The sequence below is a fragment of the Streptomyces sp. NPDC047042 genome, assembly GCF_040644035.1.
Taxonomy (GTDB): Bacteria; Actinomycetota; Actinomycetes; order Streptomycetales; family Streptomycetaceae; genus Streptomyces.
This window is the reverse complement of the sequence record NZ_JBEYVP010000013.1, coordinates 92,882-119,375: the sequence shown is the minus strand read 5'-3', so window position 1 is coordinate 119,375 and position 26,494 is coordinate 92,882. Positions and strand designations below refer to the sequence as shown.

Genomic DNA, 26,494 nt, shown 5'->3' with positions numbered 1-26,494 from the left:
TGCAGCAGGATGGACAGGGTCGTTTCTCAACTACCGCTTTCGACATGCCCGTTCTGGTTGGCGAGCGCGGCGGGCGTGAGCGGATTCATAGCCGTGACATCGCGCGGGGCGATGGAGAAGCCCTGCCAGTGAACCGGCATGGGCTGCTGGTCCTCGTCCCGGGCTATGTGGTGGAAGCCCACGTTCATCCAGACCACCGGGTGGGTGAGGGTCTGCCCGTTGATCCAGCCGTCGACGGACTTCTTGGCGCCGGGACCGCAGTTGAGCAGGTTGTCGCTGGCGAACTGCTCACACTTGTTGTACTCGGTGAAGTACACGTCGTGCTTGGTGTAGCTGCGGCCCGGGTACTTGGTGGTGGACCCGGGGACGAGCTCGTACGACCGGGCGTGACCGTCCTTGTTCTTGCCGGTGGCGCTGACGACACGCCACCAGCGCATGTTCTTGGCGTCGCCCGCGAGTTCCTTCTTGATCTGGGTGCGGGTCGTCTTGTTGGTGGGTCCCTCGTCGCCGCTCCGGGGCGGGCTGACCACGGAGTCGTACTGCTCGATCTTCCCCTTCGAGGAGCCGTCGAGGCCGAAGTCGAGCCGCCAGAAGACGTTGTGGCTGTGGCTGGTGGCGTACGCCCTGGCGCCCTTGCCGATGGGCCAGCCGCGGCCGTCGCCCGCGTCGTAGTCGTCGGGGGCGAGGCTGCCGGTGGCGCCGACGCTCATGTTGATGGTGCCGTCGTCCTGGAAGCGCCACTCGGTGATGTACTCGTACCAACCGGTCTGGTTGACGGTGTAGATGAGCAGGTCCTTGCCCTGGGTCTGCCAGACCTTGTTAGCGGTGTCGCCCTGCATCCGGTAGGCGTGGCCGCGCGAACGGGTCGTGGTGCACAGGCCCTTGACGTTCGCGTGCGCCGGGTCCCAGGCCTCGGGGACCTTGACCGTCTTGATGGTGCCGCCGGGGCACTCACCGGGCGCCATGTTCATCAGGCCCTGGGCGAAGCCCGCCTGGGTGAGGTCCTGGTACTCGGCCGCCCCGTCGTCGTAGGGGACGTGGATCTGGCTGAGCTTCGCGGAGTTGAGGACCTTGATCGGCTGGGCCTCGCCCGGGGGCTGGTACGAGATCTTCTCCAGGACGAGACCGGCCTCGGCCTCGTAGCGCCAGCACATCCGCCAGGTGGTGCCGGTGGAGAGCTTCTGTTCGATGCGGTAGGGCGCACTGCACTCGGCGGGCGGTACCGCCTGGGCCTTGGGCTGAGCCTTGGGCTGGGCGGTGGCCGGGCCCGCCGCCGTGGTGAGGCCGGCGGTCAGTGCGACCGCGGAGAGACCGGCGAGGCCGGCGAGCGCATACTTTTCGCGCATGACTGAGGGACTCCCTAGGAGGAGAGAGTTGGGCGGGAAGAATGGGTTGACGCGGAGGCGGACCGCGGACGGGACGTGGTTGTCGTCGCCCCAGGTCAGTTGAGCTCGGCCACCTTGCGGGTGCTCAGGTCGACGATGAGCGAGCGGGAGTCGATCCACGGCCCGTTCTTCACCTTCGGGAAGAGCCGCACACAGCGGTGGTCGCCGCATGCGGCGAGCGCGGCGGGCTTGGCGCCCGGAACGGCCCGGTACACCATGCTGGTGACCAGGAGCTGGTCGGGCGAGGTGAGTTCACTGCTGGTGGCGTCCTTGTAGTCGGCCCGCAGGCCCGCGCCCAGCGGGTCGGCGATCAGCAGCTTGGTCGCCTCGAGCGTCTCGGCGCGGCTCAGGGGCGGCTGCACACCGTGCTGGGTGTCGGTCCGCTCGACCTTGCCGGTGTCGAGGTTCACGGTCTTGGTGACCAGCGCGTCGTTCTTGTAGTCGTAGAACGACACGTCCGCGCGCCGGGGCGCGTTCGGCTTGTCCACCTCGGCGGCCTCGGGCTCGGCGAGGTCGACGCTGATCCGCTGCGGGCCGCGTTGTCCCGTCACGTTCTCACCGGCGTCGCGCAGCTGTCGGCTGAGGGCGATGTTCTCGACGCGGGTCATCTCACCGTCGGTGAGCGGATCGCGGCCCTTGCCCTTCGCGCCCTCGGCGGGCGCCTGTTCGACGACTCCGGGCGGCACCGCGGCCTGTCCCCCGCCGCCGCCCGTGCTCGCCGAGCCCGAGGTGCCCCCGGAGGTGCCTCCGGAAGCGCCCCCCGAGGTGCCTCCCGAGACGCTCGAGCCTCCCGTACCCCCCGATTCGTCGGCCCCCGCCGATCCCGGCAGCGTCACCGCGACCATCACGGCCGTACCGGCCACCGCTATCCCCGCACCCGCGACCACCTTGCCCAGGTGGCGGCGCACGATTTTGCGCACGTTGTCCCCTTACTCCCCCTCACAGCCCAGGGAGTACGTGAAGAAGGAAAAGTTTTGGCATACCCGGTTTCGCGGGTACGCACTGGTCGAACGGTAAGAGGGACGTAAGTCGTAGGTGGTTCCATCACTTTCGGGGAGACTCGGAGTGGAGTCGCCCCAGCGCGGACCACTACTGAAAGAGTCGAGTGCATGCAGGTCTGGCCAGGAGAGGCATATCCACTCGGCGCCACGTACGACGGTGCCGGCACCAACTTCGCGGTCTTCTCGGAGGCCGCCGACCGGATCGAGCTGTGTCTGCTCCACGACGACGGCTCGGAAACGGCGGTGGAGCTGCGGGAGAGCGACGCGTTCGTCCGGCACGCGTATCTGCCCGGGGTGATGCCGGGGCAACGGTACGGCTTCCGGGCGCACGGCCCGTACGCGCCCGAGCGCGGCCAGCGGACCAACTCCGCGAAGCTGCTCCTCGATCCGTACGCGAAGGCGATCAGCGGTGCGGTGACCTGGGGCGAGGAGGTGTACGGCTACCACTTCGGCGAGCCGGAGCGGCGCAACGACCTCGACTCGGCGCCGCACACCATGTCGTCGGTCGTGGTGAACCCCTACTTCGACTGGGGCGACGACCGGCGTCCACGCACCGAGTACCACCACACGGTGATCTACGAGGCCCATGTGAAGGGCCTGACGATGCGCCACCCGGCGCTGCCCGAGGAACTGCGCGGGACCTACGCGGCACTCGCCCACCCCGCAATTATCGAACACCTGACCGAACTCGGGGTGACGGCCCTGGAACTGATGCCGGTGCACCAGTTCGTCAACGACCACCGTCTGGTCGACATGGGCCTGAACAACTACTGGGGCTACAACACCATCGGTTTCTTCGCCCCGCACAACGCGTACGCGTCCTGGGGCGACCGCGGCCAGCAGGTCCTGGAGTTCAAGTCGGCGGTGCGGGCGCTGCACGAGGCCGGTATCGAGGTCATCCTGGACGTGGTCTACAACCACACCGCGGAGGGCAACCACCTCGGCCCGACGCTGTCCTTCCGGGGCATCGACAACGCGCAGTACTACCGGCTCGCCGAGGACCAGCGCTACTACATGGACACCACGGGCACCGGGAACTCGCTGCTCATGCGGTCCCCGCACGTGCTCCAGCTGATCATGGACTCGCTGCGCTACTGGGTCACCGAGATGCATGTCGACGGTTTCCGCTTCGACCTCGCGGCCACGCTGGCCCGGCAGTTCCACGAGGTGGACCGGCTGTCGTCGTTCTTCGACCTGGTCCAGCAGGACCCGGTGGTGTCCCAGGTGAAGCTGATCGCCGAGCCGTGGGACGTGGGCGAGGGCGGCTACCAGGTGGGCAACTTCCCGCCGCTGTGGACCGAGTGGAACGGCATGTACCGCGACACCGTACGGGACATGTGGCGGGGCGAGCCGCGCACGCTCGCGGAGTTCGCGTCCCGGCTGACGGGGTCCTCGGACCTCTACCAGGACGACGGCCGCCGTCCGCTGGCGTCGATCAACTTCGTGACCTGCCATGACGGTTTCACTCTCAACGACCTGGTGTCGTACAACGAGAAGCGCAACCTGGCCAACGGTGAGGACAACCGGGACGGCGAGAGTCACAACAGGTCCTGGAACTGCGGCGCGGAGGGCGAGACCGACGACCCCGGCGTCCTCGCTCTGCGGGCGCGCCAGCTGCGGAACTTCGTCGCGACGCTGATGCTGTCCCAGGGCGTGCCGATGATCAGCCACGGGGACGAGTTCGCCCGCACCCAGGGCGGCAACAACAACGCGTACTGCCAGGACAACGAGCTCTCCTGGGTGCCGTGGCCGGGCTCCGGCGACACCTCCGACGGCGATTCCGACGCCGAGGGCGGGCCCGGCTCCACGGAGTTGCTGGACTTCACGCGCGCGATGGTGTGGCTGCGCCGGGACCACCCGGTCTTCCGCAGGCGCCGCTTCTTCCACGGCCGCTCCGTGGAGGGCACCCACGACGAGCTGTCGGACATCGCCTGGTTCACCCCCGCGGGCGAGGAGATGGTCCAGCGGGACTGGGACTCGGCGCAGGCGGGCGCGCTGAGCGTGTTCCTCAACGGCAACGCGATCTCGGAGCCCGGTCCGCGCGGTGAGCGCATCCTGGACGACTCGTTCCTGCTGATGTTCAACGCCTCGTCGAAGACGCTGGAGTTCGTGGTGCCGGTCAACCACGGCAGGCAGTGGGAGGTCGTGGTCGACACCGCCCGCCCGGAGGGCGTGGCGGCGGGCACGGGCGCGAAGGTGAAGGCGGGCGACCGGCTGACCCTGCTGGACCACAGCCTGACGGTACTGCAGCGTCCGACCTAGCCGGAGCGGGCGCGTACGGGAGGCGTGCGGGGGAGCCGCGTGCCGGAGCCGATGACAGGAAAGGCGGCGGGGCGGGTACGTAGGTTCCCATGACACCTGAGCGTCCTGACCCGGTCGTGCCCACGGCCACCTACCGTCTGCAGCTCCAGCCCGCGTTCCCGTTCGGCGAGGCGGCACTCGCCGTGCCCTATCTGGCCTCGCTCGGCGTCTCGCATCTGCATCTGTCGCCGTTCCTGGAGTCCGTCCCGGGGTCGACGCACGGCTACGACGTGGTGGACCACGCGCGCGTGCGCGGTGAACTCGGCGGCGAGGAGGGGCTGCGGGCACTGGCGGGCACCGCGCGGGAGCACGGCCTCGGGCTTGTCGCCGACATCGTGCCGAACCACATGGCGATGTCCCCGCGCCACAACCGCCCTCTGTGGGAGGTGCTCCGGGAGGGTCCCGGGTCACCGTACGCGCGGTGGTTCGACATCGACTGGGAGGCGCAGGGCGGCCGGCTGCTGCTGCCGGTGCTGGGGCAGCCGCTGGGCGCGGAGTGGGACCGGCTGGAGGTCGAGCGGTGGCAGGACGCGCACCTGGGGTACGACGGTCACGTCCTGCGCTATTACGACCATGTCCTGCCCGTGCGTGAGGGCACCGAGAACCTGCCGCTGGCGGAGCTCGTCGACGCGCAGTGGTACCGCCCGGCGTGGTGGCGGCTGGCCCGGACCGAGCTCAACTACCGGCGTTTCTTCAGCATCTCGGAGCTGATCGGGGTGCGGGTCGAGGATCCCGAGGTGTTCGCGGCGACGCACGGGAAGCTGCTGGAACTGCTCGACGACGGGGTGCTGGAGGGGCTGCGGGTCGACCATCCGGACGGTCTGGCGGACCCGGGCGGGTATCTGCGCCGGCTGCACGAGGCGAGCGGGGGCCGCTGGACGGTGGTCGAGAAGATCCTCGCGGACGGCGAGCATCTCCCGGCGGACTGGCCGGTCGCGGGCACCACCGGCTACGACGCCCTGCGGCACCTGGACGGCCTGTTCACGGACCCGGCGGGCGCGGGTGAACTCCTCGGCCAGTACCGGCGCTTCGCCGCCCCTCAGGCCGACCGGGGCGGGCACTGGGAGGCGACGGTACGGCGGGCCGCGTACAAGGTGGTGACGCATGAGCTGGCCACCGAACTGGACCGGCTGACCCGCGTGGCGAACCGTCTCTGCGCCGCCTCCCCCGACCCCGCGCTGCGCGACCGGGCGCCCTGGGCCCTGCGTACGGCGCTGTGCGAGCTGCTGGTCCGGCTGGAGGTCTACCGCCCGTACACGCCCGGGGACACGGCCGCCGTGGTCACCGAGGAGGCCGCCGCGGAGGCCCGGCAGGCCTTCGTCGTGCCGGAGGAGAGCGAGGCCGTGGACGTCGTACGGGACCTGCTGCTCGGGCGGCACGGGGAGGGGCCGGAACAGCGGGAGTTCCGGGACCGGTTCGCGCAGACGTCGTCGGCGTTGCGGGCCAAGTCCGTGGAGGACACGGCGTTCTACCGCTACGTTCCGCTGCTGTCGGCGACCGAGGTGGGCGGCAGTCCGGGCAGCCCCGCGGTGTCCCCGGCGGACTTCCACGCCTACTGCGCGCGCGTGCAGCGCGACTGGCCGGCGACGGGGACGGTGCTGTCGACGCACGACACCAAGCGCAGCGCCGACGTACGCGCGGCCCTGGCCGTGCTCACCGAGTGCCCGCAGCGCTGGGCCGACGTCCTGGCGGAGGTCACGCGCACCGGTGCGGGCGTGCCCGACGCCCAGCTGGCGTGGGCGGCCTGGCAGACGGCGTTCGGCCTGGGCCCGGCGGACGCGGAGCGCCTCCAGGGCGCCCTGCTGAAGCATGTCCGGGAGGCGGGCCTGCACACCGCCTGGACGGAGCAGGAGCCCGCGTACGAGGAGGCGGTGGCGGCGTTCGTGGCCGCGGGCCCGGGCGGGGCGCCCGGCGAGCACGTGGCCGCGCTGCGGGGCGAACTGGAGCCGTACGTCCGGGCGAACGTCCTGGGCGCGGCCCTGGTCCATCTGACGATGCCGGGCGTACCGGACCTCTACCAGGGCACGGAGAGCGAGTACCGGGCGCTGGTCGACCCGGACAACCGTCGCCCGGTCCGCTTCCCTCCCGAGGCGCCCGGCGCGAAGGACGAGCTGACGGCGACCGCGCTGCGGCTGCGTGCCCGGCGCCCGGCGGTGTTCGGCGACACGGCGACGTACACGCCGCTCGTCGCCGAGGGCCCGGCCGCGGCGCACTGTCTGGCGTACGCGCGCTCCGGGGAGGTCGTCACGGCGGTCACCCGGCTTTCCCTGCGGCTGGCGGACGCGGGCGGCTGGCACGACACGCGGCTGGCGCTGCCACCGGGCCGGTGGGCCGATCTGCTGGCTCCGGAGCGGGAGTTCACCGGGCACGCGCGCGTGGCGGAGCTTTTCACGCGGCTGCCGGTGGCGCTGCTGGAACGGGTTGGAGAGGAGTGACGGCAGGGTGTCGGCGGGAGTGGCGGCGGGGGCGCGAATATCTCTCCGCACGCCCCCTGTACGCGCTCCGCGCTGGGCTCGTGGCGGCGTGCACGCCCGGCGCTCGGGCGTGAGCACCGGCGCGTGGTGGTGAGCCGCGTCGCGTTCTTCGCGCCCCGGCGGACGGCCCGCGTACGGGCCTCGAAGGGCGGTGTGCGGCCCGTCCCGCGCAGCCGAGGGCCCTGTTGACCGTTCCTCCGGCCGTGCCCGTCCTCACCCTCGGCGGTGGAGTGCTCCTTGGCGCCCCCTGGAGCCGCCCCCACTACCTTCTTGACAGTTCCTGGACGCCATGGGGTACTGCGGATTGCGACGCAGGGTGGACCAGACGGGGGTGAGTCTCCTGCCGGAGCTGCGCTACCCCAGTGTGAACGAACTCGTCTCGTCCGCCCGGGCGCTGGCGGCTCATCGGCCGGGCCTGTGCGCCTTCAGACAGGTCGGCACCTCCCGCGCGGGACGGCCTCTGCACCTGCTGTCCGTGGGCCACGCGCGACGCGCCGTGCTCGTCGTCGCGGGCGCCCACGCCAACGAACCCACGGGGGGCTCGACGCTCCTGGCGCTCGCGCAACGAGCCGTGGACGACCGTGAGTTGCGTGCCGGTACCTCCTGGCACTTCCTGCTGTGCGCGGACCCGGACGGGGCCAGCCTGCACGTCACACCGGCGCCGCGCAGCCTGCTCGACTACCACCACGGCTTCTACCGGCCCGCCGGGCCCGAGCAGCCGGAGTGGTCGCCCTCCGTGCTGCCGCCCGACCGGCTCCCACCGGAGACCCGTGCCCTGACCCGGGTCATCGACGAGGTGCGGCCCTATCTCCAGGTCACCCTGCACGGCACCGACGTGGGCGGCAGCTGGGTGCAGCTGACCAAGGACGTCCCCGGGCTCGCCGAGCCGTTCGCCAAGTCGGCGGCGGAGCTGCACATCCCGGTGGAGACGGGCGCCTCGGACGCGGCGGGCTGGCCCGCGTCGGGACCGGGCGTGCATGTGATGCCGGCGCCCGGCTCGGACGCCGCGTATCCGAGCATGCCGGACGACGCCCGGCACAGCACCTGGTACCACGCCCACCGGTACGGCGGGCTGACCGCGGTCGTCGAGGTGCCGATGTGGGCGAGCGACCTGGTGGACGACCCTGCCCCGCATCCCGCGCCGGCGGCGGCGATACGGCGACTGGCGGACCGGCTGCTGCGGGACGGGCACGAGGTCGAACGGGTCCTCGACGACGCGCTGCCCCGGCTGGCGGGCGCCGAGGGGCCGCTGCTGCGGGCCGCCCAGTGGGCGCTGGAGCTGGTGCCCGGGCTGGCCGCCGACTGGACGTACACCCCGCCCGCCGACACGACGATGGCCTACGTCGGCAGTGTCGACGCCTTCGGCCGCCGGCTGCCCCTGCGGGCCGCCGCGATGCTGCTGCGCGTCCTGCTGGAGACCGACGACCGTGCGGCGCCGCGCCTCGAACACCTGGTCGCGACCTGGAGCGAGGCCTTCATGGACCGCTTCCGCGCCCGCTGGGTGCCCCTGGAGCATCAGGTCGAGCACCAGGCCCGCACGGTGATCGCGGCGGCGCGGCACGCGCGGTAGGGGCCCCTCGGAGGGACTGGGCGAAGCCGTTCACCTCGTCCCTCCGATGGGCCCCCGGAGTGCGCCTACAGCGCGAAGACCGCGCCGGTCCGCGCTCCCAGTTCGCACGCGTTGGAGAACGTCTTGTCGTACTCCCGCGCTCGGCCGTTCCACTCGCCCCGCGCGTGCACGGTGACGGGTGAGTAGAGCATCGGGCAGAGGATTTTCCGCGGCGGGATGGAGCCGATGTCGCCGTCCGCGCGGGCGAGTTCCGCGCAGGCCCGGGCGGCGTGCGCGTGCCCCTGGGGCGGGTCGCACAGCACGAGTGTGCGGCGGGTGTCCGCGGAGCCCGGCTCACCCTTGGTGACGCTGACGTAGAGCCAGTTGTCCTGGACGTCGTGCTGGGAGAGCGCCTGGGCGGGGGCGGAACCGGCGACGAGGAGGCCGACTGCCAGCAGGGCGCCGCGTACCGCTCGCGCGGTCCTGACGGTCCTGACGACACGTACGGGCTTGGTCGTGCCGGCGGTTGCGATCGTGTGGGTCATTCCCTGTGCATCGGCAGCGCGGCCCCCGCACCGCAGTCCGACTCACCCGAACGGGAGCCCACGCGCGCGCGTGGCTGCCGGTTCGCGCGCTTCCTCACTCCGCCGAGAGCCTGAACGCCATGTGCCCGAAGCTGATCTGGTCGCCGGCCCGGACGACGGCCGCGCCGATCACCCGGCGGCCGTTGACCGTCGTGCCGTTGGTCGAACCGAGGTCGCGCAGCACCCACAGGCTGCCCTGGTGCCGGAGTTCGGCGTGGACACGCGAGACGGTCTCATGGGTGAGCCGCAGGCCGTTGGCGGGGTCGCGCCCTATGCGCAGCGGGTGGCCGTTGCCGGGGTGGGGCAGCAGCAGCTTGGGCAGCCGCTCGGCCTGCCAGGCCCTGCGCAGCCGTACCGTGAAACCGGAGACCGCTTCGACCGTCCCGAACACCAGTCGGGACATCCGGCTCTCGGTGGGCAGGTCGGCGGTGAGGACGGCCAGTTCGTCGGAGCGGCGGGCGACGAGCGCGAGCTCCATGCGCCGGATGAACGTGTCGTGCGAGAGCCGGCCCAGCGCGACCCCGTCCCGGAGTGCCTTCAGCGCCCGGTCGCGCTCCGCGTCGGAGAGGCGAGCCGGATACGTGTGGAACTCGAAGGACGACGTCACGTTCGTGATTGTCGGGCAGCACGCGCGGGGTGTCCAGAAAACGCGGAAACGGCGGCCGGCGGGCCGACCTGACGACACCTCAGGCAAAGATGAAGATTCAAGCACGGAGAGTCGGTGTTTGGAGCACCATGGGACGGGCTACCTCCCGGTGGGCACAGTCACGCAGACGAAGGGGATCCGTCCGTGCACTTCGAGGTGTGGGCTCCGCAGGCCAGTCGTGTGACACTCCGGTGCGACGGCGCCACGCGCGCGTTGGAACGCGATCCGGAGCGTACGGGCTGGTGGTCCGGCGAGGCCGAGGCGGGCGACGGGTCCCGTTACGGCTTCGCCGTGGACGACGGCCCCGTCCTGCCCGACCCGCGCTCACGCCGTCAGCCGGACGGCCCGGACGGGCTGAGCGCCGTCGTCGACCACGGGCGCCACACCTGGCGCACCGACTGGGCGGGCCGCGCGCTGCCGGGCGCGGTCCTGTACGAGCTGCACGTCGGTACGTACACGCCCGAGGGCACGCTGGACGCGGCGGCGGAGCGGCTCGGCCATCTGGTGGAACTGGGTGTCACCCACGTCGAGTTGATGCCGCTGTGCCCGTTCCCGGGGCGGCACGGCTGGGGGTACGAGGGGGTGTCCCTGTGGGCCGTGCACGAGCCGTACGGCGGCCCCGAGGCCCTGAAACGCTTTGTCGACCAGGCGCACGCGCTCGGCCTCGGTGTCGTCCTGGACGTCGTGCACAACCACCTGGGGCCGTCCGGCAACTATCTGCCCGCGTTCGGCCCGTACTTCACGGACACCCATCAGACGCCCTGGGGCTCCGCGGTGAACCTGGACGCGCCCGGTTCGGACGAGGTGCGCGCCTATCTGCTCGGCAGCGCGCTGGCCTGGCTGCGCGACTACCGGATCGACGGTCTGCGGCTGGACGCGGTGCACGCGCTGCGGGACACGCGCGCGTGCCACTTCCTGGAGGAGCTGTCGACGGCCGTGGACGCCCTCGCCGCCGACCTGGGCCGCCCGCTGTCCCTGATCGCCGAGTCCGACCTCAACGACCCGCGGCTCGTCACCCCGCGCGCGGGCGGCGGCCTCGGGCTGCACGCGCAGTGGAGCGACGACTTCCACCACGCGCTGCACACCGCGCTGACCGGCGAGTCGCAGGGCTACTACGAGGACTTCGCGCGGGCCCCCTTCGCCGCGCTCGCCAAGACGCTCACGGGCGGCTACTTCCACGACGGCACGTACTCGAGCTTCCGGGGCCGTCTGCACGGCCGCCCGCTCGACCGCACCGGTGTCGCCGCGCACCGGCTGCTCGGCTACACGCAGACCCACGACCAGATCGGCAACCGCGCCCAGGGCGACCGCCTTTCGGCCTCCCTCTCCCCCGGGCTGCTGGCCTGCGGCGCCGCGCTGATGCTCACCGGGCCGTTCACGCCGATGCTGTTCATGGGCGAGGAGTGGGCCGCGGGCACCCCGTGGCAGTTCTTCACCGACCACACGGACGCGGAGCTCGCCGAGGCCGTACGGCGCGGCCGGCGACGGGAGTTCACCTCGCACGGCTGGGCCGAGGAGGACGTGCCGGACCCACAGGACCCGGCGACGCGCGACCGCTCCTGCCTCGACTGGTCGGAGCCCGGACGTGAGCCCCACGCGCGCGTGCTGTCCTGGTACCGGGACCTGATCGCCCTGCGCCACAGCCAGCCCGACCTCACGGACCCGGATCTCTCGGACATCAAGGTCGCCCACGACGAGGAGGCCCGCTGGATCGGCTTCCGCCGGGGCGACGTACGGGTGGTGGCGAACCTGTCCACGAAGTCGGCGGCCATCCCGCTCGGCCCCCGCCGGGCGCTGGTGCTGGCCGCCTGGGAACCGGTCGAACTGCCGGGCGCGGACGGCCTGTTGCATGTCCCCGGAGAGTCCTGCGTGGTGCTGGAGCAAGGATGAGGTGAGCCAAAGGGGGCCGGACTACTCCTCGTCGCCGTCCTCCCGCAGCTCGGTCACCCGTTCCAGCAGGATCGCCTCCCACGCGCGCCGCAGCTGGACCCTGAGCACCGGCAGGGGGCCTGTCTCGCGGCGCGCGAGGCTCTCGGCCAGCCGGAGAACCGTGTCGCAGCGGGCGAGCCACAGGCCGCGCAGGCAGGGACGGGCCGCGTAGCCGGCGAGGGTGGCGGCCCGTACGGCAGCGGGCGAGCCGACCGCGAGGGCGAGGCCGGCGATGTCCTCGGCCGGGTCACCGACGACCGCGTCGGTCCAGTCGACGACGCCACGCACCCGGCCGTCCGCGCTCACCACGAGGTGGCCGCCCCCGAGGCCGTGGTGCACGAGGACCGGCGTACCGGCCTGCGCTGCGAGCTGCGTGGTGGCGGACGGGGTCAGCTGCTGGAGGAGCGAGGGGTCGAACTCGTCGGCCGCGGCGAGGCGTTCGGCCGCCTGCGCGGCGGCTCGGCGCAGCGCCTCGAGGGAGCGTGGCCCGACCCGCGGCACACCGAGCGTCTCCGCCTGGCGTACGGGGACCTCGCGCAGCCCCGTGAGCAGCGCGGCCAGGTCGGCCTCGCCGACGGCGGAGATGTCGTGCTCCTCGGCCAAGCCGCCGGGCGGCCTCGTGTCCAGCGTGTAGGCCAGCCCTTCGGCCCACTCGCCGTGCGCCACCGCGCCGGGGACCGCGACAGCGATGTGCGGGCGTACGAGGTCACGCAGGCGCAGTTCGCGGCGCAGTCGCGCGGAGGCCTCGCGGTCGGGGGCCAGGCGCAGTGTGTGCCGGGAGCCCACCCACCAGGTGGACGGGTCGCCGGTGGGCCGGATGTCGGGTCCGGTGCCGGTCGGGCTCGGGCCGCCCGGGCCGGCGGTGCCGTCCGCGAGCAGGGAACGGACCAGTCGGCGGACCGTGTCCGCGGTGGGTGTCGGTGCCTGGGTCATCGTCGCGCCGCTGTCGTCCGGGGGTGGGGGCGGAGGGGTCGGGCTGTTCGGTCAGTCCACTATGACCAGCTCGCGGGTCGTGTTGTTGAGGCGCCGGCCGCCGCCGTCGGTCACGGTGACGATGTCCTCGATGCGTACCCCGAAGCGCCCGGGCAGGTAGACGCCGGGTTCCACGGAGAAGCACATGCCGGGGACGAGGGGCAGTTCCTCGCCCTCGATCATGTACGGCGGCTCGTGCGTGGTGACGCCGATGCCGTGACCGGTGCGATGGATGAAGTACTCGCCGTACCCGGCCTCGGCGATGACCGTGCGGGCCGCCCGGTCGACGTCCTGGCACGCGGCGCCGGGCCGCACGGCGCGGAAACCGGCTTCCTGGGCCTCGCGCACGATGTCGTGGACCCTGCGCCGCTCGGCGTCCGGTTCGCCGACGTGGACCGTGCGGGAGGTGTCGGAGCCGTAGCCGTGCAGCAGCCCGCCGAAGTCGAGGACGACCATGTCGCCCCGCTCGATGACACGGTCACCGGCCTCGTGGTGCGGATTGGCGCCGTTGGGGCCGGAGGCGACGATGGTGAAGTCGACCTGGGAGTGCCCGAACCGCCGCAGCAGATCGGCGACGTCACCCGCGACGTCACTCTCCCGGCGTCCGCCGAAGGGAACCTTCCGGATCTCCTCGTACGTTGCGTCGGCAGCCGCGCCCGCGGCTGCCAGGTGGGCCAGTTCCGCCGCGTCCTTCACCGCGCGCAGCATCGGCAGTCCCTCGGTGAGGGAGATGTACGAGGTGTCGGGCAGCGCCCGCTGGAGTGCCAGCAGGTGCAGTGCCCACGCGTTGTCGCTGACCCCGAAGCGGCCTGTCGGCTCGAGGAGGGACGCGGTGGCCGCGTAGGGGTCCTTGCCGTCGGTCCAGTCGCGCAGGGTCAGGGCGGGCGCGCCCACCGCGTGTGCCGCGTCCGGGGCCTCCAGCGCGGGGACCACCAGGACGGGGTCCTGTCCGGCGGCCAGTACGAGCAGGGTGAGGCGCTCGGTGACCGCGGTGGGCGCGTAGCCGGTGAGCCACACGAGGTCCGGTCCCGGCGCCACCAGGAGCCCGGCGAGCCCCGCGTCCTCGGCCGCCCGGGCGGCGCGCCGCATCCGGGCCCGGTAGTCGTCGGCGGTGAAGCGCGCGGGCCTGCTGCCGGTCATCCGGGCCTCCGTGAAAGGGCGCGAGGGGCTACGGGCAGCATCCTGCCCGGATGCGCGGGGCGGCGCGAGCCGGTTGACGACGGTAACCACCTTCCTCCCGCCTTCCTCACCTGCCTCCACCCTCTCAACTAACGGTTGGGAGTTGAGCAACCATTAAATCTAATGCTTAGATCTCCTCGAACCATTAACCGAGGAAGGGAAGGCCATGCTCGTACTCGCCCACATCAGCGATCTGCACCTCGACGGGACCGCACGCTCCACGGCCCGCGCCGAACGGGTGCGCGACCGGCTGTGGGAGCTGCCGGGACGCGTGGACGCCCTGCTGGTGACCGGGGACATCGCGGACCACGGCACGGAGGCCGAGTACGAGGAGGCCGCGCACATCCTCGGCCTGCGCACCGGCGACGCGCCCTTCCCGGTGCTCACCTGCCCGGGCAACCACGACAGCCGCGCGCCCTACCGCAAGGCCCTGCTCGGGCTGCCCGCCGACGACGGACCGGTCAACAGCGCGCACGTCTTCGACGACGGCGCCGTCCTGATGTGCGACTCCAGCGTGCCCGGCAGCGACGCGGGCGCCCTCGACGACCAGACGTACGACTGGATCGAGGGCACCCTCGACGAGCTGGACGACGGCGTCCCGGCACTGCTCGCCTTCCACCATCCGCCGGTCGCCCTGCACCATCCCCTGCCGGACGCCTACCAGCTGGCCCACCCAGGCCGACTGGCCGCCCTGATGGAACGCAGGCCCCGGATCGCCGGGCTGATCACCGGGCATGCGCACACCCCGGCCGCCACGACCTTCGCCGGCCGCCCGCTGCTCGTCGGCCCCGGGGTGACGTGGACACTCCGGCTGCCCTGGGAGGGCGAGCAGATGGCGGACCGGGACGCGCCGGTAGGCCTCGCCTTCCATGTACTGACCGACGAGGGACAGCTGACCAGCCACTTCCGGGTGGTCGTGTGAGGGGTTGCGGTGAGGCGGGGGTCGGTCAGGTCACGGGGGCGGTCAGGTGACGACGCCCGGGACGGCGACCAACTGCTGGTAGCCGCCGCTGCGGTGCTGAACCGTGAGGGTGATCTCCGCCCCGGGCCGGGCGCGGCCGACCGCCCGGGCGAGATCGGCCGCCGAGTCGATCCGGGTCCCGCCGAACGCGAGGATTACGTCACCCCGCACGAGGCCCGCGGTGTAGCCGGGGCCGGGGACATGGACGCCGACGAGCAGGGCTCCCGCCTTCGCGGCGTCGACGGCCTCCAGACCGAGCGTCGCGGTCACGGCGGGCGGCGCGGAGGCCGGGCTCGCGCCGCCCGAGGGCGACTTGGCGGGTCCCGCCCCAGACGCGGACCCGGACCGGGACCCGACGCCCGGCTCGGCGGGCGTTCCGCCGGGCGCGCCCGGCCCCTCCCCCGGCTGGCCGGTCCGCCCGCCCTGCCCGGCCTGACGCTGCAGCTCCGCGAGCTTGCTCAGGCCGATCCCCGTGGCGCCGAGGGTGCCGAGTCCGGCGCCCGCGAGAACCAGGACGGTCCCGATGAACAGGCCGAACAGCAGGGTCGTCAGCCGTCGTCCGCGTCGGCGCGCGGCATGCGGGCGCCGGGACGGGCGGGATGTGGTGCCGTCGGCCGGTTCCCGCCCGGGCATCGGCTTGGGACGCAGCGCAGTCTGTTCCATGGTTCGTTCGCCTCCGGCAGGTGCTCTACCCGGCGCACCGGCGTACGACGAGCCACGAACGAGTGAGACTGACAGGGCGTCGGACATGGGCAGCTCTCATCGCATAGGGCGGAGAAGGTCCGTAAACCGCCGACGGGAGCGGATCATCCCGTTGTCAGTGGGGGCTGTTACGTTCTGCCGCATGACCGATCACGCCCTGCGGCTGCTGCGACAGAGCCGTTCCGCCGCCGAACTGGCCGCGTTCCCGTTCGAGTTCGACCTCGACCGCGCCGATCACGCGGAGGAGGTCCGCCTCGCCTCGGGCGGACCGCTGACGCCAGTGGCGGGTGACGGCACGGGCGGTACCTATTTCCTGTGCGCGGACGGGTCCGTGCTGTACGCCGACTCGGAGGGCTCGGCCGGGATCATCGCCGCCAGTGCCGACGAGGCGCTCGAGACGGTGATCGGCCTGCCCGGCTGGCACGACTACCTGGACCTGTCGCCCGCCGACGGTACGGAGAAGATCCTCGCGCGGATCGCGGAGACGGAGGAGGAGATCCGCGCGGACTACGACATCGACGCCGAACGCGCCGAACTCCGGGCCCAGTTGGGGCTGCCCGAGCGCTCCCCGGTGGAGCTGATAGGCATGCTGCACACGGCTCTGCTGCGCACCGAGCCCGACTTCCTGCTGCTCAACGCGGAGGAGGGCGGTGCGTACGAACGACTCGACCGGCATCCCCGCCCGCCGCTGTGGGAACCGGTACTCGCGCAGGGCCGGGCCGATCTGGCCGCACTGCGGGCGGGCGAGGGCCCTGCGGCGTGGGACGCGGTGGCCCGGGACCCGCTGCGCCGCCGACTCGCCCTGCGCGCGGCGCAGTTCGACCGCGCGGCCGACGACCTGGGCCTGCTGCGGCAGCTGGTGAGGTACGAGGCCCAGGCGTCGATGACGGACGAACTGCGCCTCGGAGCCGTCCTGGTGGGCCTGCACGGCTTGGCCGAGGACCTGCCGCTGCTGCACGAGGTCCGGGACACGGACTTCGACACGGTGTGCGGTCTGAGCGACCTGCCGGGTCCAGGTGACTCGGGCGCCGATCTGCGGCGGTGGGCGCTGGAGACGGACGCCTCGATGTTCGGCACGGACCCGTCGGACGAGCCGGTGTTCACCTGGACGGACCTCGCCCGCGACCAGGGGATGACGGAACTGGCCCGGGTCGCCCTGATCCGACGGCTGGACGAGATCGAGTTGGGGCAGCACCTGCTCCGGCGGCCCGGTGGGGCGGCTGACGCCCTGGACACCTCCCCGCTGCGTGCGCTCGGCCGGGGTTTCGAGGAACTGGGAGACACGTTCCAGGCGTTGCGCGCCCAGCGTCTGTTCGCGGCCCTGCAGGACACGGCGTGGGCCCGGGTGTCGGCCCGGCTGACACAGGCCCGCCTCGAACGGGAACTGGGCCTGCTGTCCCAGGCCACCGCCACGCTGGCGGCCCTGCGCGCGGTCCTCACCGACCCCCGGGACACCTCCCTGCGGCTGTGGCACGGGGTGAACCTCGGCCGTTTCATCGCCGAGGAGCACTACGCCCTGACCCGCGCGCTGGCCGACGCGGACCTCCCGGAGGAGGCCCGCGCCCTGCTGACCGCCTCGGACGCGATACTCGGCGAGCTCTCGGGGAACGCTTCGATGGGCGTCCGGGAGCTCGCCGAGGACACGGCGGAGCGGGTGCGCGACCTCGGCTGACGGGAGACGCCCCGGACATCGCCGGGCGGCCTCCGAGCGGGCGGGCGTGCGAGCGTGCGGGTCAGCCGAGCATCAGTGCCGAGCCGCGGTCCGGGAGGAAGCCGTGGGCCCTGCTTGCCAGGTGGTCGGACTTGTAGCGAGGGACCTGCTGGTGCCAGTTCAGGATGCCGGACAGCCAGTTCCGCAGCTCGGCCACATATCCGTCCATGGTCGCGCGTGCCTCGTCCGTGAGCTTGAAGTCCTCGTACAGGACCGGGAACTCGTGCGCGGCGACATGCTCGAACTGCTGCATGCGCTGGGTCATCAGGTCGTGGATGATGCCGAGCGCGGTCGGGTAGTCGCAGCCGAAGAAGTTCTGGACGACGAGGATGCCGTTGTGGATCTCCCCCTCGTACTGGATCTCCTTCTGGTAGGAGAAGACGTCGTTGATGAGCATCGCGTAGTCGGAGGCGGCCTTCTCCAGCGACTGGACGGGGCCGCTGCGGTAGATCTCCGGCGGCACGGTCCGGCCGTGGCCGATGCGGCACAGGCTCATCGTGAGGTCCGAGCCGAAGGTGGCGCGGCGCATCTCCAGATAGTCGATCGGGTCGGGGATGCGGTTCTGGGACTGGTTGAGCAGTTCCCACACCCAGCTCTCGGTCATCACGTCCACCGCCGCGCGGAAGGTGCGCCGCTGGTCGGGGGTCATCGTGACCGTCGTGCGCCGCCACAGGTCGATGAGGCCGCGTTCCATGGCGTTGACCGGGACGGGGAAGGCGTCGCCCTCGATGGGCATGCAGGCGGAGAGACGCTCGGTACACAGACGGGCCGCGGCCAGATCGCGGCGGTGGCCGAAGACCAGGGGGTAGTAGTCGTCGCCGTAGGTGCCCCAGGCCAGCCAGGCGGAGCTGAGGTCGAGGGCGTCGGCGGTCGCGTCGGGGTGGATGCCGGCCGCGCACAGCGGCAGGTCGGCCGCGGCGAGCTTGTCCTCGTCCCAGACGCCCTCCTGGAGCATGCCCACGCTGTGCGTCCAGCTGGTGAGACGACCGCGGGCGCCGTCCAGGTGCGGACTGAGGTTGAGCCGGAACGGCATGTAGAAATCGGGCAGTTGTGAGGGGCCGACCTGCTGGTAGGGCACGTGCGTGTAGGCGCGCATGCGTTCGGCGCCGGCCGAGGCCAGCAGCGCGCCGATGTTGGCGGCGGACGTACCGAACCCGCCCATCGCGAACGGCCGCGACTCCTCCAGCGCGCCTTCGTTCATGTACCGGCTGGAGCGCAGGTGCCACTCGTGGCCGCCCGACTGCCAGTCCTGCAGTCCGCGCGTGTACGCGGCGACCGCGCCGATCTCGTCCGGCGTGAGTCCCTTCTCCAGGGCCAGCCCGGGCACCTCGGTGAGCGCGGTGTGCTCGAACTGGTGGAGCCGCGAGGTGAGGATGTCGTTGACGGTCTCGGCGGCCTCCTGGGTGGTGCACCCGAAGAAGGTCTCCAGGACGAGCACACCGTTGCTGAGCTCGCCCTCGTCCTCGACCTCCCGCTGGTAGGAGAACAGGTCGTTGCGCAGGTGGACCCCGTCCGAGAAGGTCTCCATCAGTACCCGCAACGGCCTCGACTCCGCGACGGACGCGGGCACTTCGGCCGTCGCGTACTCCACGAGCCCGGCCGACCAGGGCGCGCCGCCGACCTTGCGGCGCATCTCGATGTACTCGACGGGGTTGGAGACACGTCCCTCGTTGATATTGGAAAGTTCCCACATCGACTCGTTCAGCAGATGCTCGGTGGCGACGGAGAACCGCCTGCGCCAGTCCACCGACATCGCCGGAACCGTGCGCGCCCAGAGGTCGGCGAGGCCCGCCTCCACCGGGTTCTGCGGCTCCGGTACGGGCGTCGAGAGGTCGAGCGGCATGAAAAGGGGCAGCCGGTCCAGATAGGCCTTGCCGCCGTCGCGGTCCTGGCTGCGCTTGAACACCTCCAGGAAGTGGTCGTCGAAGAAGAACACCCACACGTACCAGTCGGTGATCAACGAGAGGGCGGGCCCGTCGCAGTCGGGATGCGTGTACGCGCACAACAACCCGTAGTCGTGCGCGTCCAGATCGGACTGCTCCCAGACGCCTGAACCCTCCAGCATTCCCATCTCCCGTGCCCAGACGGTCGAATGGGCGCGCGCCTCGTCCAGATGCGGGTTGAGCCGCGCGGGATACGGCATATAAAAGTGCGGGAGTACGAACGGCTGTGTCATGGGCGGGGCCCTACCCCTGCACCGGACTCACCATCCGCCCAGCCGCACATGATCACACCATCGCGTGAATCAGGACCGATTCCGGGATTCCGGACGGGCGTTGTGAGTTCACTCAACATGCGATCACTACGACGACACCTGAATCACCGCACGGGTTCCGCTCGTGCGCCAGCGCTGCCCCTCCGCGGCGACGAGCGCCGCCTCCGTCCGGGCGTCGAGACCGACGATCACATCCGACTTCAGGGTGCGCAGGGCGGCGACCGGGCCGGGGAAGTACGCGGTCACGTCGGCGAACGGCGTGGTGGGGGGCCTGAGGCGGTCACCGACCAGGCGACGGTAGTTCAGGTCCCCCTTCATCAGGGTGACCGTGGCCGACGCGAACTCCTCGCGAAGATCGTCGGGCATCTCCGTGTACGCCAGCGGGCCGCAGGAGAAGGGGTGGGCGCGCACCACGAGCCGGCCCTCGGCCATCGCGGACCAGAGGCGACGGCCGTACGCGGCGGCCTCCCCCGGCGCGCGGGTCAACCGGCGCAGGGCGTCGACAACATCGGCGGTCGTCGCGTCGGAGACGAAGTACGGGTGTGGTTTGACGTGCAGAACCGCGTGCCCCGCGTACCCCCGGGTGAGCAGGTGGTCCAGGAGCAGCAGGTCGGGGACGAGTTCGCGGCCCGCGTTGTCCGCGACCAGACACACCGTGCCGGCGGCGCGCCGCGCCGGCCCGAGCAGCGACCAGAGGGCCTCGCTGTCGTCGGCGACGAGTCCTGCCGCCTCTTTGCCCTCGTCCGCGCCGGAGAGCCTGAAGCCGAGGTCGGCCCGGTTGCCCCACAGCGACCCGTGGAGCAGGGCGCGCGCCTGCTCCTCCTCGGGCCGGCCCACGAGGTCGTCGAGCGCGGCGAGTTCCTCGTCGGTCTCGGGGGCGTCCAGTTCGGCGAGCTTGAAGGGGCGGAAGGGGTCGATCCCCCGCCACGCGTCCCCGCTTCCCTCGCTCCTCCCGCTTTCGTCTGTCGCCCCGAAGTACCCGACCGCCTGGAGGAGTTGGCGGTAGAAGTAGCCCTCCGCCCACAGCCACGGCACATCGAACCAGGACTGTCCCGCGTACTCCCGGGTGCCCCACTCCTCCCACTGCTCCCGGTCCTCGGCGCCGGCGGGGAGCGGTTCGACGGCGCCCTCGGTGCAGTTCTTGAGGAGCGCGTCGAGCGCGCGGTGCTGCTCGGGGCCGTACGGGAAGGCGTCCCGCACCTTCCGGATGAGCGCGGGGTGCCGCTCGGCCAGCACACTCCAGGGGAACGAGCCCGGCTCGTTGCCGAGGATCACGGGCGGGGACACGGAGTCGGAGGCAGGCATACGCCTCACCGTACCGTCAGCGAAAAACGCGGCCGGGGACATCGACACGCACAGGCTTCACGCACGGGCGTCACGCACGGGCCGCACGCACAGGTTCACTCACGACCCTCACGCGCGCACCGCACACACGAGCCTCACGCGCGGGCAGGCGGCCCGGGACCCCCCGCCCGGCCCGCATGCGGGCGCAAGCCCGCGCACCGGGGTCGGACGGGACCGCCCTTCCCACCCGCCTCACGCCACCGCCCGTATCTCCCGCTCCAGTTGGGCCACCAGGCTCAGATACCGTGCCCGCCTCGGCGTGGGCACCAGTGCCCGGATGGTGAGCCGCCACATGTCCGCCGTCCGCCGGGGCTGGCGCGCCACCGGCTCCACCGCGCGGCTGACCACACGGCTGCCCACGAAGAAGCTGACGAGGGAGTGCGCCATCGCCTCGACATCGACGTCCGGATGCACGTCGGCCTCCCTGACCGCGCCGATGAGTTTGCCGGAGGCCATCTCCGACCACTCCCGGAAGGGGTGTCGCAGCGGCGGCCGTACGGCGACGTCTCCGGCGGCCAGACGCAGACCCGCCCGGGCGATCGGACCCTCGACGGCCATCCGCGTGATCCCGAAGGTGACGCGGATCAACGCTTCGAGCGAGGTGTAGCCGCGGCCGTCGATGTCTCTGGCCATCCGCCGGGAGGTCCGGGACTGGATCTCCAGGATGATGTGGGCCAGGTCCTCCTTCGCCGCGAAGTGGAAGTAGAGGGCGCCCTTGGTGACATGGGCGTGCTCGACTATGTCGCTCAGGCTGGTCGACTCGTAGCCGTGCCGGTCGAACAGGTCGGCCGCCGCCGTGATGATCGTCGCGCGGGTCTGCTCGGCGCGTAATTGCCTCGCCATCGCCGTCCATCCCTCCCCAACGTCCCGGTGCTCCCGAACTCCCCGAAGAAAAACGGGATATGCCGTTTGTTTCTTACTCCCCGTACAAGATAGCCGACCGTTCCGCAGTGCCCACCACACACTCGAAAACCGTGCTTCCCTCCTGCGTTCCCACCACCTTCAGGGTGCCGCCACCCTCGTCCGTCGACTCGATCCAGGTGGGCAGGTCCAGTTCGGCGAACTGGTGGAAGGTCGTGTCGAAGGACACGGGTATCAGGCCGCTGTCGGGGCCCGTCCGGGCCATCGCGGCCTGGCGGGCGGACTCGAGGAGCAGCATGCCCGGTATGTGGTCAAGTGGGTGGTCGAAGAAAACGGCATGACCGGTATCAACTCGCAACTGCCAGTGAGCTTCCGCCTGTTGGGGTGGTGCCAGCACCACATCCGCCGCGGATTCCCGGCCGACGTCGGCGGCGAGGAGGCCCGGCGGCACGGGCAGCGCGGTGACCGTGTCCGCCGTACGGCCGCCGCGCAGCCGGCTGAAAACGGCGCCGCTGGTGCAGGTGAAGGCGACATCGGCGTGCGCGACCCGTCGGCCGTCAAGCCGTACGTCGGCCTCGTAGCGGGCCGAGACAAGACGCTTGCCCCGGTGGCGGATGTCGGAGAAGGTGATGTCGACGACGGGTTCGGCCGGAACCGGCCCGACGCCCAGGTACTCGGGGACGGTGGTGATCCGGAACTCCTGGAGCACGAACTGGTGGTCCAACGGCACCTGGTACTCGGTGTGGTTGAGCAGGGTTCCGGCCTGGCGTACGGTCTCCACGACGAGCAGCGGATCGTATGCCGTCCGATCGGGCGACACGTGTAAACAATGGGCACGCGGCCATTGCGCGGAGACGCTGAACCGGTCGGTCCCTGTTCGGGACCAACTGGTCGGGAACGTCTCGGCGATCGCCGCGCGGTGCACCAGCTGACGCGGAACACCAGCCGTCATGGTCGGGATTTCGGCAGACTGCGGCACTGGAGGCAATGTCTCTCCCTCGGTCCCCTTGTGGCGTGGCAGACGGAAAGGCGCCCGCTTCGGTGAGCGATAGAGTACGAGGCGACCGGTTTGTTTTCAACGAGATGAGCCGGTCCGGCCCTATGATCGGCGGTTCCGGCGCACCTGACCCGCGCCGCACACGCCAGTACGACACCCAATTTCGGCACCGGCACGGACACCGGTCAACTGGGCGCCAGGGAGGGGCTCTTATGGCGAAGCAGGAGCGCGCCATCAGGACGCGCAGGGCGATCCTGGAAGCCGCGGGCGCGGTTTTCGACGAGCACGGCTACACCTCCACGACCATCTCGATGGTGCTGGAGCGGGCCGAGGTGACCAAGGGCGCCCTGTACTTCCACTTCCCTTCCAAGGAATCCCTGGCGCAGGCGGTCCTCGACGAGCAGGTGCCGTTCGGCAGTGTGCCGCCGCAGCCCTGCAAGTTGCAGGAGATCATCGACATGACGTTCGTGGTCGGCCAGCGACTGCGGACCAACTCCCTGCTGCGGGGCAGTGTTCGGCTGGCCGTGGACCAGGAGACGCCGAACCACGTCGATCACTCGCAGCCCTTCAGGCAGTGGTCGGAGCGGCTGACGTCCCTCATGGAACAGGCCCGTGAGCAGGGGGAGTTGCTGCCCACGGTGGATCCGCCGGAGACGGTGGACCTGCTGGTCGGCGGTTTCACCGGCATCCAGCTGATGTCGCGGGCGATGACCGACCGGGCCGATCTCGGCCACCGGCTGTCCGTGCTGTGGGCGCACATCCTGCCGAGCCTGGCGGTGCCGGGGCTGCTGCTCGGCCTCGACAGCAGGGCGGACCGGGGTTCCCGTGTCCTCGCCGTGCCCGACTCGCTCGATCTGAAGGCGTCGTGATCCTGCTGACCGGCGCGACCGGCACCGTCGGCCGGCTGGTCGCCGCGCGCCTTCCCGCCGCCGAGCCCGTACGGCTGCTGGCCCGTGACCCGGCCCGCGCCGCCGCGTTCGCGGGCCCGCACGCCGAGGTGGTGGGCGGTGACTTCGAGGACCCCGCGAGCCTGCGCCGGGCGCTGACCGGCGTACGGTCGGCGCTGCTCGTCACCGCGGATCCGATGACGCACGTACACGACGAGAACTTCCTCCAGGCCGCCCGGGACGCGGGAGTTCACCATGTGGTGAAGCTGACCACCCTGTCGGTGACCGAGCCCGACGCGACCGACCTGGTGACGGAGTGGCAGCGGGAGAACGAGGGGCTGCTGCGCGGGTCCGGCCTGTCCTGGACCCTGCTGCGACCGCGCGCGTTCATGTCCAACACACTGGGCTGGGCCCGTTCGATCCGGGCCGAGGGCGTGGTGCGGGGCGCGAACGGCACGATGGCGACCGCGGCGATCGACCCGCGGGACATCGCGGATGTGGCGGTACGGGCACTCACGGCCCAGGCGGAACACACCGGACGGGCGTACGCGCTGACCGGGCCGGCGGGGATCACTCCAGTGGAACAGACGGAGATCCTGGGCGAGTTGCTGCGCCGCCCGCTGAAGTTCGTGGAACTGACGGACGATCAGATGCTCCGGGGTCTGCTGGCGCGCTGTCCGGAACCGGTGGCCCGCGCCCTCGTGAAGAGTGCCGCCCGGGGCCGGGACGGCTCGAAGGGCCAAGTGGAGCCGGACGTAACGAAGTTGCTGGCCCGCCCGGCACGCTGGTACCGGGACTGGGCAACGGAACACCTGACGGAGTTCGGCGGCCCGGAGCCCGAGTGACGATCTCGCGGGCGCGCTCGCGAAATGGCCCCCCAATGACGACGGGTCGGTCGGCGTCCATCCACGCCGGCCGACCCGCCCGTTCTTGTCACTCCGCCGGGCCGGATCAGAAGGTGAGCGTCCACCCGTTGATCTTGCCGGTGTCCGAGGCGGCGACGTCCTGGACGCGCAGCTTCCAGGTGCCGTTGGCGACCTCGCTGGAGGCGTTCACCGTGTACGTGGTGTTCACGTTGTCGGCGGAGTCCGAGGTGCTCGAGGCCTTCAGCGGGTAGGTCGAGCCGTCGGGAGCCACCAGGGTGATGACCAGGTCACCGCGGTACGTGTGGGTGATGTCCACGCCGACCTGGAGGGCCGAAGGGGCGTTGCCGGTCCGGCCGGTGACGGCGATCGAGGACTCGACGGCGGAGCCGTTGTCCGGGATCGAGACGGCGGTGGAGGAGGAGAAGACGGTACCCGTCGTGCCGCCGGTGCCGCTCACGGCCTGCACGGTCTTGGTCGCGTCGGCCAGACCCGCACCGCAACCGAGCGAGCAACTGACGGGCAGCGCACGGGCGTTGCTCTTGATGGCCGTTTCGATCTGCGCCGGGGTGAGCGAGGAGTTCGCCGACTTCATCAGCGCGACCAGGCCCGCGATGTGCGGGGTGGCCATGCTGGTGCCCTGGTAGTAGGCGTACGACTCGGTGGAGGGGGTCTTCGCGCCGGAGTTCAGCGTGGAGAGGATGCCGTTGGCGGTACCGGTGCTCATCTCGCCGCCGGGGGCCGAGATGTCCACGACGGCGCCGTAGTTGGAGTACGAGGCCCGGGCGCCGGTGCGTCCGGTCGCGCCGACGGTGATGACGTTGTTGCAGTTCGCCGGGCTGGAGGTGGAGGCGTTCGCGTTCTCGTTGCCGGCCGCGACGACCACCGTGGTGCCGCGGTTCACCGCGGCGGTGATGGCGCTCTGGGTGGCCGAGGAGCAGGCGCCGCCCCCGCCGAGGCTCATGTTGATGACCTTGGCGATGTTCTGGTTGGCCGGAACGCCGGAGACCGTGCCGCCCGACGCCCAGGTGATGGCGTCGATGATGTCGGAGTCGTAGCCGCCGCACTTGCCGAGCACCCGGAGCGGGGAGACCTTCGCGTTGTACGCGATGCCCGCGACACCCTTGCTGTTGTTGGTGACGGCGGCGATGGTGCCCGCGACGTGGGTGCCGTGCCAGGAGGAGGAGCTGCCCTCCGGCTGCTCGCACTCGCCGGCCGCGTACCAGTCGCCGGGGTCGGCCGGGTTGCTGTCGCGGCCGTCGCCGTCGACGGAGACCGCGGTGTCGGAGATGAAGTCGTAGCCGGCGACGATGTTCGCGGCGACGTCGGAGTGGGTGACATAGCCGGTGTCGATGACGGCGACGGTCACGCCGGTGCCGGTCGACGTGGTCCAGGCACCCGGGACGCGCATACCCGCGGTCGCCTCGAACAGGTCCCACTGCTTGGTGTACTCGGTGTCGTTCGGGTCCGCCATCGGCTTGTTGAGGCGGTCCGGCACGACATAGGCGACCTGCGGGTCGGCCTGGTACTCGGCGATGACATCGGCGACGTCCGCCTTGCTGAGCTCGTCGCCCAGGTCGACGAGGGCGGCACCGGTGCCGAGGCGGCGCTGGAAGTCCAGGCTCTCGCCGGCCTCCTTGCCCTTGGCGGCGGCGTCGGCGTCGGCGGCCGTGTTCGACGTGGCCTCGGCGGCGCCGGACTTGTAGCCGACGATGAGTCGCTCGGCCGGAACGGCGACCGCCTGCGCGGCGGCGTCCGGGGTGGCGACCTGGGCGGCGGGCTCCTGGGCGACGGCGACCGAGGTGGTGGCCGCAGCCACCAGAGCGGCGGAGACCGCGGCGACGGATATCAGCTTCCGCCCCGTGACACGGGTGGGTGAGGTACGCAAGGGCTTGCCTTTCGGGGCCGTACTCCGAGCCGCGGGGGCAGCGGG

Annotated in this window: 20 protein-coding genes; 8 read left to right on the top strand and 12 right to left on the bottom strand. The window is 71.5% G+C overall.

Translation table 11 applies throughout. The features are described from left to right. Positions 1 to 26: 26 nt before the first annotated feature. Together ABZ855_RS17180 and ABZ855_RS17175 are read right to left on the bottom strand one after the other, a co-directional pair. The gene (locus ABZ855_RS17180) at positions 27 to 1,346 is read right to left on the bottom strand and encodes a copper amine oxidase (protein ID WP_360807515.1); all 1,320 of its coding nucleotides are present in this window, start codon (positions 1,344 to 1,346) and stop codon (positions 27 to 29) included. A 95-nt stretch (positions 1,347 to 1,441) separates the two neighbouring features. After that, positions 1,442 to 2,305, bottom strand: coding sequence for a Tat pathway signal sequence domain protein (locus tag ABZ855_RS17175; protein ID WP_360807513.1), 864 nt, complete (start codon positions 2,303 to 2,305; stop codon positions 1,442 to 1,444). 189 nt (positions 2,306 to 2,494) lie between these two features. Here ABZ855_RS17175 and glgX point away from each other — a divergent pair, with 189 nt between their 5' ends. The 3 genes from glgX (at position 2,495) to ABZ855_RS17160 (ending at position 8,731) form a co-directional block, all read left to right on the top strand. Further along, positions 2,495 to 4,648 carry a glycogen debranching protein GlgX gene (gene glgX / locus ABZ855_RS17170; RefSeq protein ID WP_360807511.1) on the top strand — a complete coding sequence of 718 codons (2,154 nt, stop codon included), beginning with the start codon at positions 2,495 to 2,497 and terminating at the stop codon, positions 4,646 to 4,648. 89 nt (positions 4,649 to 4,737) lie between these two features. Further along, the gene (gene treY, locus ABZ855_RS17165; protein WP_360807509.1) at positions 4,738 to 7,122 is read left to right on the top strand and encodes a malto-oligosyltrehalose synthase; all 2,385 of its coding nucleotides are present in this window, start codon (positions 4,738 to 4,740) and stop codon (positions 7,120 to 7,122) included. Positions 7,123 to 7,492: 370 nt separating this feature from the next. Beyond that, positions 7,493 to 8,731, top strand: coding sequence for a M14 family zinc carboxypeptidase (locus ABZ855_RS17160; RefSeq protein ID WP_360807507.1), 1,239 nt, complete (start codon positions 7,493 to 7,495; stop codon positions 8,729 to 8,731). A 65-nt stretch (positions 8,732 to 8,796) separates the two neighbouring features. On the opposite strand, the gene ABZ855_RS17155 is transcribed toward ABZ855_RS17160, so the two are convergent. Together ABZ855_RS17155 and ABZ855_RS17150 are read right to left on the bottom strand one after the other, a co-directional pair. Further along, complete coding sequence (locus tag ABZ855_RS17155) at positions 8,797 to 9,255, bottom strand: SSI family serine proteinase inhibitor (RefSeq protein ID WP_360807505.1); 459 nt, start codon at positions 9,253 to 9,255, stop codon at positions 8,797 to 8,799. Between the two features lie 94 nt (positions 9,256 to 9,349). Continuing rightward, positions 9,350 to 9,901 carry a DUF1707 and FHA domain-containing protein gene (locus tag ABZ855_RS17150; RefSeq protein ID WP_360807503.1) on the bottom strand — a complete coding sequence of 184 codons (552 nt, stop codon included), beginning with the start codon at positions 9,899 to 9,901 and terminating at the stop codon, positions 9,350 to 9,352. Between the two features lie 183 nt (positions 9,902 to 10,084). On the opposite strand from ABZ855_RS17150, the gene treZ reads away from it, so the two are divergent. Further along, on the top strand, positions 10,085 to 11,830 hold the full coding sequence (treZ, locus tag ABZ855_RS17145; protein WP_360807501.1) for a malto-oligosyltrehalose trehalohydrolase: 1,746 nt from the start codon (positions 10,085 to 10,087) through the stop codon (positions 11,828 to 11,830). A 21-nt stretch (positions 11,831 to 11,851) separates the two neighbouring features. On the opposite strand, the gene ABZ855_RS17140 is transcribed toward treZ, so the two are convergent. Both ABZ855_RS17140 and ABZ855_RS17135 read right to left on the bottom strand, forming a co-directional pair. After that, a complete protein-coding gene (locus ABZ855_RS17140; RefSeq protein ID WP_360807499.1) occupies positions 11,852 to 12,802 on the bottom strand; it encodes an aminoglycoside phosphotransferase family protein in 951 nt (316 codons plus the stop codon). A 51-nt stretch (positions 12,803 to 12,853) separates the two neighbouring features. After that, positions 12,854 to 13,981, bottom strand: coding sequence for an aminopeptidase P family protein (locus ABZ855_RS17135; RefSeq protein ID WP_360807497.1), 1,128 nt, complete (start codon positions 13,979 to 13,981; stop codon positions 12,854 to 12,856). A gap of 205 nt (positions 13,982 to 14,186) precedes the next feature. Between ABZ855_RS17135 and ABZ855_RS17130 the strand changes: the two genes are divergently transcribed. Next, positions 14,187 to 14,942, top strand: coding sequence for a phosphodiesterase (locus tag ABZ855_RS17130; protein ID WP_360807495.1), 756 nt, complete (start codon positions 14,187 to 14,189; stop codon positions 14,940 to 14,942). Between the two features lie 42 nt (positions 14,943 to 14,984). Here the strand turns inward: ABZ855_RS17130 and ABZ855_RS17125 are convergent, their stop codons facing one another. Further along, positions 14,985 to 15,644: a PDZ domain-containing protein gene (locus ABZ855_RS17125; RefSeq protein WP_360807493.1), complete on the bottom strand. Its 660-nt coding sequence runs from the start codon at positions 15,642 to 15,644 to the stop codon at positions 14,985 to 14,987. A gap of 181 nt (positions 15,645 to 15,825) precedes the next feature. Here ABZ855_RS17125 and ABZ855_RS17120 point away from each other — a divergent pair, with 181 nt between their 5' ends. Continuing rightward, entirely contained in the window at positions 15,826 to 17,355 is a 1,530-nt protein-coding gene (locus ABZ855_RS17120; protein ID WP_360807491.1) for a hypothetical protein, read from the top strand. 61 nt (positions 17,356 to 17,416) lie between these two features. Here ABZ855_RS17120 and cyc2 read toward each other — a convergent pair whose 3' ends face one another. The 4 genes from cyc2 to ABZ855_RS17100 all read right to left on the bottom strand — a co-directional run bounded on the left by cyc2 (position 17,417) and on the right by ABZ855_RS17100 (position 22,766). After that, the gene (gene cyc2, locus ABZ855_RS17115; protein WP_360807489.1) at positions 17,417 to 19,570 is read right to left on the bottom strand and encodes a germacradienol/geosmin synthase Cyc2; all 2,154 of its coding nucleotides are present in this window, start codon (positions 19,568 to 19,570) and stop codon (positions 17,417 to 17,419) included. Positions 19,571 to 19,696: 126 nt separating this feature from the next. Beyond that, positions 19,697 to 20,914, bottom strand: coding sequence for a damage-control phosphatase ARMT1 family protein (locus tag ABZ855_RS17110; protein WP_360807487.1), 1,218 nt, complete (start codon positions 20,912 to 20,914; stop codon positions 19,697 to 19,699). A 231-nt stretch (positions 20,915 to 21,145) separates the two neighbouring features. Further along, positions 21,146 to 21,796 carry a ScbR family autoregulator-binding transcription factor gene (locus ABZ855_RS17105; protein WP_360807485.1) on the bottom strand — a complete coding sequence of 217 codons (651 nt, stop codon included), beginning with the start codon at positions 21,794 to 21,796 and terminating at the stop codon, positions 21,146 to 21,148. 73 nt (positions 21,797 to 21,869) lie between these two features. Continuing rightward, positions 21,870 to 22,766 carry a ScbA/BarX family gamma-butyrolactone biosynthesis protein gene (locus ABZ855_RS17100; RefSeq protein ID WP_360807483.1) on the bottom strand — a complete coding sequence of 299 codons (897 nt, stop codon included), beginning with the start codon at positions 22,764 to 22,766 and terminating at the stop codon, positions 21,870 to 21,872. A 257-nt stretch (positions 22,767 to 23,023) separates the two neighbouring features. Here ABZ855_RS17100 and ABZ855_RS17095 point away from each other — a divergent pair, with 257 nt between their 5' ends. Together ABZ855_RS17095 and ABZ855_RS17090 are read left to right on the top strand one after the other, a co-directional pair. Beyond that, entirely contained in the window at positions 23,024 to 23,680 is a 657-nt protein-coding gene (locus tag ABZ855_RS17095) for a ScbR family autoregulator-binding transcription factor (protein ID WP_360807481.1), read from the top strand. Then, positions 23,677 to 24,543 carry an NAD(P)H-binding protein gene (locus ABZ855_RS17090; RefSeq protein WP_360807479.1) on the top strand — a complete coding sequence of 289 codons (867 nt, stop codon included), beginning with the start codon at positions 23,677 to 23,679 and terminating at the stop codon, positions 24,541 to 24,543. The genes ABZ855_RS17095 and ABZ855_RS17090 overlap by 4 nt, the downstream gene beginning before the upstream one ends. A 106-nt stretch (positions 24,544 to 24,649) precedes the next feature. On the opposite strand, the gene ABZ855_RS17085 is transcribed toward ABZ855_RS17090, so the two are convergent. Continuing rightward, positions 24,650 to 26,449, bottom strand: a complete 1,800-nt coding sequence (locus ABZ855_RS17085) for a S8 family serine peptidase (RefSeq protein ID WP_360807477.1) — start codon at positions 26,447 to 26,449, stop codon at positions 24,650 to 24,652. Positions 26,450 to 26,494 lie beyond the last annotated feature (45 nt).